Source organism: Klebsiella sp. CSG-1 (genome assembly GCF_056521145.1).
Map to the genome: position 1 here is coordinate 145,410 of NZ_JBWNLD010000011.1, position 12,338 is coordinate 157,747.

A 12,338-nucleotide genomic window follows, 5' to 3' on the forward strand; every position below is an offset into this window, starting at 1 on the left:
GGAGTCTATGATGAAACGCTCTCTCTGGCTATGCGCCGCTCTGCTGCTGGGTTCAACCTCGGCGCTGGCCGCTCCCGATTCCTGCGAACGCGTGAAGAACGATATTCAACAAAAGATCGTCAACAACGGCGTGCCGGCCTCAGGCTTTACTTTGGCGATCGTACCCAACGATCAACCCGATCAGCCCGGTGCCCAGGTTGTCGGCCACTGCGCTAACGACACCTTCAAAATTACCTATACGCGCAGCGCCGATTCCGACAGCGAAGTTCGTTAAGCACTTATTTTCATTCGAAGGATATTATCCCTGAGTTGACCAGGGATAATATCCTTCTACCCCACTTTGCGTATGATTGCTCGCCCATACACCGGAAAATGATACCGGCGATCTTTCAGCGGCAACACAACGATGGGGTGAGCCATGTCCAGTCAGGAACATTCTGGCGGCGTCAGCCGACGCACGTTAATCAAATCGTCTGCGATAGGCTCACTGGCGCTCGCCGCCGGTGGACTCTCGCTTCCTTTCAGTCTGCGTTCCGCTGCGGCGGCCGTTCAGCAGGTGACACAAAGTGAAGAGCGCATCGTCTGGGGCGCCTGTTCGGTAAACTGCGGCAGCCGCTGCGCGCTGCGTCTGCACGTTCGCGATAATGAAGTCACCTGGGTAGAAACGGATAATACCGGGATGGATAATTATGGCGATCATCAGGTACGCGCCTGTCTGCGCGGCCGCTCTATTCGCCGGCGAATCAATCACCCGGATCGCCTGAATTACCCGATGAAACGCGTCGGCAAACGCGGTGAAGGCAAGTTTGAGCGCATCAGTTGGCAAGAAGCGCTGGATACTATCGCCGGCAATCTGCAAAGAGTCGTCAAAGACTACGGCAACGAGGCGGTTTACATTAACTATTCGTCGGGGATTGTCGGCGGCAATATGACCCGTTCCTCGCCTTCGGCCTCGCCGGTCACCCGCCTGATGAACTGCTATGGCGGGTCGCTGAATCAGTACGGCACTTACAGTACCGCCCAGATTGCCTGCGCCATGCCCTATACCTACGGTAGTAACGAGGGCAACAGCACCTCAGATATCGAAAACAGCAAACTGGTGGTGATGTTCGGCAATAACCCGGCGGAAACCCGCATGAGCGGCGGCGGCATTACCTGGTATCTCGAGCAGGCCCGCGAACGCTCCAACGCGCGCATGATTGTCATTGACCCCCGCTATACCGATACTGCCGCCGGGCGGGAAGATGAATGGATCCCGATCCGTCCAGGCACCGACGCCGCACTGGTAGCCGGTATCGCCTGGGTACTGATTAACGAGAATCTGGTCGATCAGCCGTTCCTGGATAAATACTGCGTCGGCTACGACGAAACAACCCTTCCCGCCGACGCCCCGCCAAACGGTCACTACAAAGCCTATATTCTCGGTCACGGCGAGGACGCTACCGCCAAAACGCCGCAGTGGGCGTCGCGGATCACCGGGATCCCCGTCGACCGAATCATTAAGCTGGCCCGCGAAATTGGCACCACCCGACCCGCCTGTATTTGCCAGGGCTGGGGACCGCAGCGCCAGGCTAACGGGGAGCTGGCTTCCCGGGCGATTGCCATGCTGCCGATTCTGACCGGTAACGTCGGCATTAACGGCGGTAACAGCGGCGCGCGCGAATCGACCTATACCCTGACCATTGAGCGCCTGCCGGTGCTGGTCAATCCGGTCAAAACCGCCATCTCCTGCTTTAGCTGGACCGACGCCATCGCGCGCGGCCCGGAGATGACCGCGCTGCGTGACGGCGTCAGAGGCAAAGATAAGCTGGATGTCCCGATTAAGTTTATCTGGAACTACGCCGGGAATACCCTCGTCAACCAGCATTCGGATATCAACAAAACCCACGAAATTCTCAAGGACGAGAAAAAATGCGAGATGATCGTGGTGATCGAAAACTTTATGACCTCTTCGGCGAAGTATGCCGACATTCTGCTGCCGGACCTGATGACCGTCGAACAGGAAGACATTATCCCTAACGACTACGCCGGGAACATGGGCTACCTGATTTTTATTCAGCCCGCGACCCCGGCAAAATTCGAACGCAAACCGATATACTGGATCCTCAGTGAAGTGGCAAAACGCCTCGGCGATGATATTTATCAACGTTTTACCGAAGGTCGCACCCAGGAGCAGTGGCTCCAGTATCTGTACGCTAAAATGCTGGCCAGAGATCCGGCGCTGCCCTCCTATGACGCCCTGAAAGCAATGGGGATTTACAAGCGTAAAGATCCGGACGGCCATTTTGTCGCCTATCGCGATTTCCGTGCGGACCCGCTCGCGCACCCGTTAAAAACGCCCTCCGGCAAAATTGAGATTTACTCCAGTCAGCTGGCGGATATTGCTGCCCGTTGGCAGTTACAAACGGATGAAACGATCGACCCGTTGCCGATTTACGCCTCCACTTTCGAAGGCTGGGATGACCCGCTGCGCGACCAGTTCCCGCTGCAGCTTTTCGGTTTTCACTACAAAGCCCGAACCCACTCCAGCTACGGGAACGTCGATGTGCTGCAGGCCGCCTGCCGCCAGGAGGTATGGATCAATCCGCTTGATGCCGGGAAGCGCGGAATTAAAAACGGCGATCTGGTACGCGTCTTCAACCCGCGCGGCGAATTGCATATTCCGGCGAAAGTTACGCCGCGTATCATGCCCGGCGTAGCGGCCATGGGCCAGGGAGCATGGCATGACGCCAGCATGGACGGTGACCGCATCGATCGTGGCGCCTGCATTAATACCCTGACCACCCATCGCCCTTCACCGCTGGCCAAAGGAAATCCACAGCATACGAACCTCGTTGACATCGCCAGAATCGAGGGCCCGGCGTCATGATCTCCCGGAAGCAATGTCACGCAGACGGCCTGACAACACGCAAGGAGATCGTCCATGGGTAGTGGATGGCATGAATGGCCGCTGGTGCTGTTTACGGTGCTCGGTCAATGCGTGGCGGGAGCAACTATCGTCAGCGGTCTGGGATGGCTGTCGCTGACAGATAACTCCGAGGCCCGGCAGCGTCTGGTCAAGCGCATGGTCTTCCTCTGGCTCATGATGGGGGTCGGTTTCCTGGCGTCGGTTATGCATCTGGGATCGCCGCTCCGGGCATTCAACTCTCTTCATCGCATTGGCGCCTCGGCGCTCAGTAATGAAATCGCCAGCGGCGCCCTGTTCTTCGCCGTCGGCGGCTTCTGGTGGTTGCTGGCGAGGCTCGGCAAACTGCCTGCCTCCCTCAGCCGCCCCTGGCTGCTGCTGAGCATGCTGCTGGGCGTCATGTTTGTGCTGGCGATGACCCGGGTGTACCAGATTGAGACCGTCCCGACATGGTATAGTGGCGGCACGACAATATCCTTCTTTCTGACGATGGCGCTGAGCGGGCCGCTGTTCGCCGCGCTATTATTGCGGGCAGCTAACGTCGAGTTCAACGGGCGCTTTTTCGCCTCCTTGAGCGTGCTGGCGCTGTTTGTCAGCGTTGCGCTGGTGATTCAGCAGGGCGTTGAACTCAACGAGATTCAGAGTTCAGTGCAGCGCGCCGGCGCGCGGGTGCCAAATTATGCCGCGTTACAGATCTGGCGCATCGCGCTGCTGGCATCTGGGCTGGGCTGCTGGATCTGCCCGCTTTGCCGGAACCAAACCCCGCGCCCAGGCAGTTTGTTCATCGGACTGCTGCTGGTTCTGGCCGGAGAACTTATTGGCCGCGGTCTGTTTTATGGTCTGCATATGACCGTCGGCGTGGCGATTGCTGATTAATATTCAGGCGTGGCGCCGTCCCGCCGCAGTAAGGAAGCGTACATGATACAAGCTCACTACCGCGACGCCGTCGCGTTGAGCGCCCGCACCCTGGGCGCCCTGTTTTCATTTACCCCGGAAAGCGAGCAGGCCGCACCGCTGGTAGCAGCCCTACGAGACGGCAGCTGGCGGGCGCAATGGCCGTTTCCGGTAGCCGATTCGCTGGCGACCGGGTTTGCCGACGCCAGCGATGAACCGCTCCCCCAGGCCTGGCAACGCCTGTTTATTGGTCCTTGGGCGCTGGCCGCGCCGCCGTGGGGTTCGGTCTGGTTGGATAAAGAGAATGTGCTGTTCGGCGACTCCACTCTGGCATTGCGGGAGTGGATGCGAGCGAACGGAATTGGCCACGCGGCGCAGAGCCAGGAGCCGGAAGATCATTTCGGCACGCTCCTGCTGCTGGCCGCCTGGCTGTGCGAGTCCGGGCAGGAGGAGGCGTTTTCGCAGCTTCTCGCCTGGCACCTGCTTCCCTGGTCCGGCCGCTTCCTCGAGGTGTTTATCGCCGGGGCCGGGCACCCCTTTTATCAATCCCTCGGACAGCTGGCTCAGGTGACCCTAGCCGAATGGCAGCGCCAGCTTCCCATTGCCGTCGCCGACAAACCGCTTTATCGCTAAACGCACCGCCATGTCGGGAAGACTGACATGGCGTTTTTAGTGACAACGTCACGCAGACAGCTTATTTAAGCGCCCGCATCCGCTCGCTGTTTCAGCGTCACCGGCATTTATAGCTTTTGCGTCTAAGCTTATTTCCTATCACAATAAGCTTATGTTTCCCGCTAACCGTAACCGCTGATGCACCGTCTGCATAATTATCCTGCTGTTCAGGTCATGTTCCGTCGCCTGCTGATTGCGACTCTGGTCGGTATTCTGGCGGCGCTGGCCGTTGCGTTATTTCACTCGTCGATGGCGATCCTGGAACGGCTCTTTCTCAACGATCATAGCGGGAGTCTGGTTAATGCCGCCGAGGGACTACCCGGCTGGCGACGTCTGCTCACGCCGGCGGCGGGAGGACTGGCAGCCGGCGCCCTGCTCTGGTTCTGGCAATGTCGGACCCGCCAGCGCCCGCATGCGCCCACCGACTACATGGAAGCGCTGGACACCGGAGACGGTCAGTTAGATACCCCCGCCAGCCTGGTTAAATCCCTGGCGTCCTTGTTAGTGGTGACCACCGGCAGCGCGATTGGTCGCGAAGGCGCGATGATTTTGCTGGCCGCCCTGGCCGCGTCGCTGTTCGCCCGCCGCTTTACGCCAAAAACAGAATGGAAGCTGTGGGTCGCCTGTGGGGCCGCCGCCGGGATGGCCAGCGCCTATCACGCACCGCTGGCGGGTAGCCTGTTTATTGCCGAAATTTTATTTGGCACGCTGATGCTTGCGTCACTGGGTCCGGTGGTCATTTCCGCGGTTATCGCCCTGCTGGTCACGCAGTTGATCAACGGCGGCGCATCGCCGCTGTATCAGGTGGAGTTTCATGAGACGCTGACCGCACTCCACTATGCGCTGATGCTCGCTACCGGACTGCTGGCCGGACTTTGCGGGCCGCTGTTTATCGCGATGATGAGCTACAGCCACCGCTGTTTTTTACGCATGAAGCTCTCACCGCCGTGGCAGCTGGCGCTCGGCGGAATGATTGTCGGCCTGCTGTCGCTGGTCACGCCTGCGGTGTGGGGTAATGGTTACAGCACGGTGCAGCATTATCTGCAGTCACCGCCGCTGTTTAGCGCCATCGCGGTGGTCCTGGTGTGCAAACTGTTTGCGGTGCTGGCCAGCAGCGGATCCGGCGCGCCGGGCGGCGTGTTTACCCCTACACTGTTCGTCGGGCTGGCGATGGGCATGCTGTTTGCCAGCTTCAGCGGGCTGTGGCTGCATCACGATCAAGAGCTGGCGATTATGATTGGTCTGACCGGAATGGCGACCTTTCTGGCGGCCACGACGCATGCGCCGATTATGTCGACATTGATGATCTGTGAAATGACCGGGCAATACCTGTTACTGCCCGGCTTATTGATTGCCAGCGTACTGGCATCGGTGCTCTCCCGGACGTTACGCCAGGACTCTATCTACCGCCATCACGTCGCCGAGCATGGTTAGGTCTATATACTGGCTCAGCTCACGCTGTTCGGCGCGCGGCAGGTAGGGAAGCTCGCCGATCAGCGGCCCAGGCAGCTTTTTACTCAGCACCTCGATGATTTCGGCGTAATGCGCTAAGCCTGGGTTAATGCGGTTTGCCACCCAGCCAATCATCGGCAGACCGTCGTTGGCAATGGCCTGGGCGGTCAGCAGAGCATGGTTAATGCAGCCTTCCTGGATGCCTACGACCATCACCACCGGAAGCTGCTCCTGCACCACCCATTCCGAAAGCGGACGCAGGTCGTTCATCAGACTCCGCCAGCCGCCGGTCCCCTCAACCACCACATGATCGACCTGCCCGCTCAGGCGCTGAAGACCATCCGACAGCAGCCCATAGTTTATCGGGCAGCTGTGCGCCACGCTGCTCTCATCTTCGCTTAATGCTATGGGATTGACAGCATCATACGGTAACGCCAGCGACGACACGCTTTGTAAAATCAGCGCATCTTTGTTACGCAATCCGTCCGGCGTCTCTTTGCTGCCCTTCGCCACAGGCTTGTATCCCGCGACGCTTTTGCCGCTGGCAGCAAGTGCCTGCAACAGCGCACGAGAAACCACTGTCTTCCCGACAGAGGTGTCAGTACCTGTTATAAAGAAACGCTTAAACATCATTAACCCCACAGTTATGTTGATGATTTATACAGAAGAGAAGGAATAAACTGTGGGAAAAGTCTACGCGAAGCCGCCGGATACCAGCTTGAGATAGCGCAATTTTTGGTGTGACTATGAAAAAATGTTAACCCTGTAACAGTCGAATTAGCAGAGATCCGTTATAGAGGGCATCCTTCACCAGCGCTGCGCCGGCCATCGTTCCACGGTTAGAAAACTGCGTGCTTTCAACGGTAATATGCCGACTGTAGGCAGGCAGGGATTGTTGCCGAATACAATCTGAAATGGCGGGAAATAAGATATCGGCCGCCAGACTAAACGGCGAGCCGATGAGGATTTTTTGCGGGTTGAACAAATTGACCATGATCGCCAGAATCCGCCCGACGTGCTGGCCCACGCCGCTAATAATATCCCGCGCCAGCAAATCGCCCTGCAGCGCCGCCTGGCACAGCCACTCCACGCTCAACGGCTGCTGATGCAGCATCGAACTCATTGATTTCGTCATTCGCACCTGGGCCAGCTCCAGCACGCTTTCGACGCTGGCGATAGTCTCCAGGCAACCGTGGTTACCGCAGTAGCATCGCTTGCCGTAGGGATCGACCTGGGTATGACCGATCTCGACCAGACTGCTGCTGCCCGCATGCAGCAGGCGACCATCGGTAATCACCCCGGCGCCGACGTTATGATCAATCACCACCTGAATAACGTCCCGCGCCCCGCGGGAGGCGCCAAACAGCGACTCCGCCATCGTCCAGGCGCTGATATCATGCTGGATATAGACCGAGACGCCGGTGTGGTTCGCCAGAACCTCGCCAAGGGGCAGATCTTTGACCTCTTCATAAAATGGCATCCGGTGAATCACGCCGTTTTCGGTATCAATGATGCCCGGCATGGTAACGGCGATGGCGGTCAGACGTTCCAGTTTCTTTTGATGGCGGATAAAGAACTGGTCGATATGTTCAACAACACGCGTCAGGAACGGCTGTTCATGCTGGAGCGCCAGCTCGAGCTGCTCCTCAACCACCAGCTTGCTGCTGAGATCGCGTAACGCAAGGTGAATTTCACCGCGGCTGATTCGAACGGAGAGATAGTGCCAGGCCTCGGTCTCAACCATCAGCCCTACGGCGGGACGCCCGCGACTCCCCGGCTCCTGGATTTCCGTCTCCTGAACCAGATGCGCTTCGAGCATTTCACGCACGATTTTTGTAATGCTGGCCGGCGCCAGTTGCGCAAAACGGGAGAGGTCGATGCGCGACACCGGGCCAAGCTGATCAATCAGGCGATATACTGCTCCTGCATTGGTCTGCTTTATTTGATCGATATGGCCTGGCTGACTGTCCGCTACCACCATTGACTCCCTTTATTTTCGCGCTTCGAAATAAACTTTTAGCTATGGTGAAGCACTTGGGTAGCACTCGTCAAATTTTTACTTAGCCTTGTGATTTACCGCACATTTTTGACTGTTTTTAGTCATAATTATTCACCGCAGCGGCGGCAAGAAGGTATTCACGAAAGCGTTGCGCCGCCTGGCTCTGTTCATGATGCTTCGACCACACCAGCCACATTTCCGAAACGGCATCCTGTTCTTTGATGGGGAGCCAGCGCATCTCGTTGAGCTGCACCCGCTTAAACGACGCCGGTAATATCGATACCCCCAGTCCGGAAGCCACCAGGCCGATAATCGTCATCGCCTCGCCCACTTCCTGGGCGATCATCGGCGTCTGACCATAGCGTCGCATCAGCCCCAGAATGTCGTCATACAGCCCGGTACCGACGTGCGGGTCAAAAAAGACGAACGGTTCGCGAGCCAGCTCGATCAGGCTTACCGCCTCCTGACGCGCCAGGGGATGGTCGCTCGGCACCATTGCCAGCAGCGGTTCGCGCAGCACCCGTTCCCAGACTAGCGTCTCCGGCAACTGCGTATTGCGCATCAGCCCCAGATCGAGGGCGCCTTCATTCAGCGGCACAATCTGCTCGCGGGTATTGGTTTCCCGGGTTTGGATATGCACGTCCGGGTAACGGCGGCGAAAGGTGGACAGCGTATCGGAAACCGCCTTGATGAACGGCGCGGAGGAGGTAAAGCCGATGTGCAGCTCCCCGGTTTCACCATGATGCAGACGGCTTGCGCGCGCCGCCGCGTCGTCGACCAGGCTGAGGATGTGCCGGCTATCGGCAAGAAACTGCCGGCCCGCCGCCGTCAGGCTCACGCTGCGGTTGGTTCTGGCGAAGAGGCGTGCGCCAATCTGCTGTTCAAGTATCTGAATCTGCTGGCTTAACGGTGGCTGGGAAATGTTCAGCCGTGCCGCAGCCCGACCAAAATGGAGCTCTTCGGCGACGGCAATGAAGTAGCGGAGATGGCGCAGCTCGATATTCATATCTAAAACGTCTTATTTGAGATTATTAATATATTAGACAGAATATTTACATTTTCATACCCTTAAAATGTGATCTGTGATGTTTCCTAACTCTGTGTTCTCAGCAAGGATTTTTCCGTGAGTCGTACAACTACCGTTGACACCGTGCCGGCAAGCGAGGTCAGCGACAATGTTATATCCCAGCCAAATCAGTTTATTAAGCGCGGTACCCCCCAGTTTATTCGGGTCACTCTCGCCCTCTTCTCCGCCGGTCTGGCCACTTTCGCCCTGCTCTACTGCGTCCAGCCGATTCTGCCGGTGCTCTCGAGCGAATTTGGCGTGACTCCCGCCAGCAGCAGCGTTTCGCTGTCGATTTCCACCGCGATGCTCGCCGTTGGCCTGCTGTTTACCGGCCCGCTTTCGGATGCGATCGGCCGTAAACAGGTGATGGTCACCGCGCTGGTGCTGGCCTCATGCTGTTCTTTACTGTCTACGATGATGTCGAGCTGGCACGGTATTTTGATTATGCGGGCGCTGATTGGCCTGTCGTTAAGCGGCGTAGCGGCGGTCGGGATGACCTATCTGAGTGAGGAGATCCACCCCAGCGTCGTCGCCTTTTCCATGGGGCTGTACATCAGCGGCAACTCGATTGGCGGAATGAGCGGTCGTCTGCTGACCGGGGTTTTCACCGACTTTTTCGGCTGGCGCGTGGCGCTGGCGGTGATCAGCTGCTTTGCGCTCGCCTCGGCCATTATGTTCTGGCGAATCCTGCCGGAATCGCGACACTTCCGCCCGAGTTCGCTGCGCCCTAAAACCCTGCTGATTAACCTGCACCTGCACTGGCGCGATCGCGGGCTGCCGCTGCTGTTCCTTGAAGGATTCCTGCTGATGGGGTCTTTTGTCACCCTCTTCAACTACATCGGCTATCGCCTGATGATGTCGCCATGGTCGCTGAATCAGGCGGTGGTTGGCCTGCTCTCCGTCGCCTATCTGACCGGCACCTGGAGTTCCCCGAAGGCCGGAGCGATGACCGCACGCTACGGCCGCGGCCCGGTGATGCTTGCCTTTACCGCCGTCATGCTGGCCGGGCTGACGCTGACCCTGTTTTCCTCTTTGTGGCTGATATTTGCGGGCATGCTGCTGTTCTCCGCCGGTTTCTTTGCCGCCCACTCGGTAGCCAGCAGCTGGATTGGTCCTCGTGCGCGCCGCGCCCGCGGCCAGGCATCGTCGCTGTACCTGTTCAGCTACTATCTCGGTTCCAGTATTGCGGGGACAGTAGGTGGAGTGTTCTGGCATAACTACGGCTGGAACGGCGTGGGTGGTTTTATCGCGCTGATGCTAATGGCCGCACTGCTTACCGGCGTTTGCCTGCACAAACGTCTGCAATAATCTCTCTTTACGTGGCCTTTATTGGCCACGTCTTTCACCACATGCCCAGTACCGACGACGCACCCAATAACTCTCTGACGGCATCGATAGACAGCAGTGCAATAAACAGCATAGTGAACGGATTCATAATGACTCCCGAACTGCGGCCTGTGCTTCAATAAGTTTAGCTGCTGCTCAAAAAGAATCCGCTATTCTGGCCACATCAATGTGACAATATTGCGATCCTGCCTCCGGCCGGGCGAAAACTGGCGCTATCGTCCGTCATGCCCCGCTCGCGCGTCGGGCCGGCGGCACGGCGCGCCTTGCGTCTCGTGTGGAAGATTAGCGCGGATCAGGATAGTGTAGAGGCCAACGGGCAACGCCTTTCGTTCACTCGCCACAGGCCAAACAAAACATGACTGACAACAAAAACTATCAGCAGCTTACCCGCACTTTCCAGCGTCTTTCTCGCTTCTCGCATCTCGGCGCTATCGCCGGCTGGGATATGTTCGCCATGATGCCGCCGGGCGGCAGCGCCGCGCGAGGAGAGGCGCTGGCAGAACTGGGCGTGCTGCAACATCAAATTCTGACGGATAAGAGCGTGGCTGAAGCGTTGCGCAACGCACGCCAGGAAAACCTGAATGACGTTGAACAAGCTAATCTGCGCGAAATGACCCGCCAGTACGAACAGGCGGCGCTGCTGCCGGAAAGTCTGGTTGAGGCCAAATCACTGGCGGGCAGCCGCTGTGAACACGCCTGGCGCAGCCAGCGTCCGGCGAACGACTGGGACGGTTTTGCCGAAAACCTGCGCGAGGTGGTGAAACTGAGCCGTGAAGAAGCGGCGATTCGCGCCGGGGCGAAAGGCGGCTCTCGCTATGATGCCCTGCTGGATATTTTCGAACCGGATATGACCAGCGCGCGGCTTGACGTGTTGTTTGCCGATCTCAAATCCTGGCTGCCGACCCTGCTCGCCAGCGTCGTCGAAAAGCAGTCCCTGAACCCGCCCGTTGCGCCGCAGGGGCCATTCCCGATCGCCGGGCAGCGTGAGCTGGGACTGGAAGCGATGCGGATTCTGGGCTTTGATTTTGATGGCGGGCGTCTGGATATCAGCGCCCATCCGTTCTGCGGCGGCGTGCCGCAGGATGTGCGCATCACCACCCGCTATAACGAAGAGGACCTGCTCAGCGCCCTGTTCGGGGTGATTCATGAAACCGGTCATGCGCGCTATGAACAGAACCTGCCGCGAAAATGGCTCGATCAACCGGTGGCGCTGGCCCGCTCAACGGCGATTCACGAATCGCAAAGCCTGTTCTTCGAAATGCAGCTCGGACGCAGCGATGCTTTCCTGAAACGCCTGCTGCCGGCCGTGCGTCAGCGTTTTGGCGAACAGCCGGCCTTCAGCACTGAGAATTTCATTGCCTGGAACCAGCGCGTTAAGCCGGGTTATATCCGCGTGGATGCTGACGAGGTCAGCTATCCGGCGCATGTTATCCTGCGCTATGAAATTGAACGAGCGCTGATCGATGGTGACATCGAGGTGGAGGATATTCCCGCGCTGTGGGATGAGAAAATGCGCAGCTGGCTGGGACTCTCTACCACCGGCAATTATCGTAATGGCTGTATGCAGGACATTCACTGGACCGATGGCGGGTTTGGTTACTTCCCGTCTTATACCCTCGGCGCCATGTGCGCCGCACAGCTGATGGCCGCCGCGAAGCGCGCGTTGCCACAGCTGGAGACCAACATTGCCAACGGTGATTTCTCGACGCTGTTTGCCTGGCTACAGCAGAATATCTGGCAGCACGGCAGCCGGTTTAGCACCTCACAGCTGATCATCAACGCCACCGGGGAAGATCTGAACAGCGACTATTTCCGCCAGCATCTTACCGCGCGCTACCTGTAAAGCCCTCCGTCGCGCCGGGGCACTCCCGGCGCTCAGCGAAATATCCTCGTCTCCGTTTCGGTTGTACATATCGTTACACGCCGATACCAAACACTCACGGAAAGCCAGAAAAGACAGGCATATAGTTCTTTCAACGGCCCCGCAGTGGGGTTCATTGAAA

General features: G+C 58.1%; 11 protein-coding genes. 7 read left to right on the forward strand and 4 right to left on the reverse strand.

The features are described 5' to 3' along the window. The first annotated feature begins 10 nt into the window (after positions 1 to 10). The 5 genes from AC007G_RS23310 to clcB all read left to right on the forward strand — a co-directional run bounded on the left by AC007G_RS23310 (position 11) and on the right by clcB (position 5,905). Entirely contained in the window at positions 11 to 274 is a 264-nt protein-coding gene (locus AC007G_RS23310; protein ID WP_032687519.1) for a DUF1161 domain-containing protein, read from the forward strand. A 144-nt stretch (positions 275 to 418) separates the two neighbouring features. Beyond that, positions 419 to 2,869 (forward strand): selenate/tellurate reductase subunit YnfE, encoded by a 2,451-nt coding sequence (gene ynfE / locus AC007G_RS23315; protein ID WP_142630754.1) that lies wholly within the window; start codon positions 419 to 421, stop codon positions 2,867 to 2,869. A 54-nt stretch (positions 2,870 to 2,923) separates the two neighbouring features. Further along, a complete protein-coding gene (locus AC007G_RS23320) occupies positions 2,924 to 3,781 on the forward strand; it encodes a dimethyl sulfoxide reductase anchor subunit family protein (RefSeq protein WP_142630755.1) in 858 nt (285 codons plus the stop codon). Between the two features lie 42 nt (positions 3,782 to 3,823). Continuing rightward, positions 3,824 to 4,432, forward strand: a complete 609-nt coding sequence (dmsD, locus tag AC007G_RS23325) for a Tat proofreading chaperone DmsD (protein ID WP_032699738.1) — start codon at positions 3,824 to 3,826, stop codon at positions 4,430 to 4,432. A gap of 177 nt (positions 4,433 to 4,609) precedes the next feature. After that, the gene (clcB, locus tag AC007G_RS23330; protein WP_064385701.1) at positions 4,610 to 5,905 is read left to right on the forward strand and encodes a voltage-gated ClC-type chloride channel ClcB; all 1,296 of its coding nucleotides are present in this window, start codon (positions 4,610 to 4,612) and stop codon (positions 5,903 to 5,905) included. On the opposite strand, the gene bioD is transcribed toward clcB, so the two are convergent. From bioD to AC007G_RS23345, 3 genes are all read right to left on the reverse strand, one after another. Then, complete coding sequence (gene bioD / locus AC007G_RS23335) at positions 5,858 to 6,553, reverse strand: dethiobiotin synthase (protein ID WP_032687514.1); 696 nt, start codon at positions 6,551 to 6,553, stop codon at positions 5,858 to 5,860. The genes clcB and bioD overlap by 48 nt on opposite strands. Positions 6,554 to 6,680: 127 nt before the next feature. After that, positions 6,681 to 7,901, reverse strand: a complete 1,221-nt coding sequence (mlc, locus tag AC007G_RS23340; protein WP_032687686.1) for a sugar metabolism global transcriptional regulator Mlc — start codon at positions 7,899 to 7,901, stop codon at positions 6,681 to 6,683. 118 nt (positions 7,902 to 8,019) lie between these two features. Beyond that, positions 8,020 to 8,928: a LysR family transcriptional regulator gene (locus AC007G_RS23345; protein ID WP_142630757.1), complete on the reverse strand. Its 909-nt coding sequence runs from the start codon at positions 8,926 to 8,928 to the stop codon at positions 8,020 to 8,022. 117 nt (positions 8,929 to 9,045) lie between these two features. Here AC007G_RS23345 and AC007G_RS23350 point away from each other — a divergent pair, with 117 nt between their 5' ends. Beyond that, positions 9,046 to 10,296: an MFS transporter gene (locus AC007G_RS23350; protein WP_032687512.1), complete on the forward strand. Its 1,251-nt coding sequence runs from the start codon at positions 9,046 to 9,048 to the stop codon at positions 10,294 to 10,296. Between the two features lie 34 nt (positions 10,297 to 10,330). Here the strand turns inward: AC007G_RS23350 and AC007G_RS23355 are convergent, their stop codons facing one another. Continuing rightward, positions 10,331 to 10,423: a KPN_01571 family protein gene (locus AC007G_RS23355; protein ID WP_004862449.1), complete on the reverse strand. Its 93-nt coding sequence runs from the start codon at positions 10,421 to 10,423 to the stop codon at positions 10,331 to 10,333. Between the two features lie 267 nt (positions 10,424 to 10,690). On the opposite strand from AC007G_RS23355, the gene AC007G_RS23360 reads away from it, so the two are divergent. Further along, a complete protein-coding gene (locus AC007G_RS23360) occupies positions 10,691 to 12,178 on the forward strand; it encodes a carboxypeptidase M32 (protein WP_479466687.1) in 1,488 nt (495 codons plus the stop codon). Positions 12,179 to 12,338: the final 160 nt, after the last annotated feature.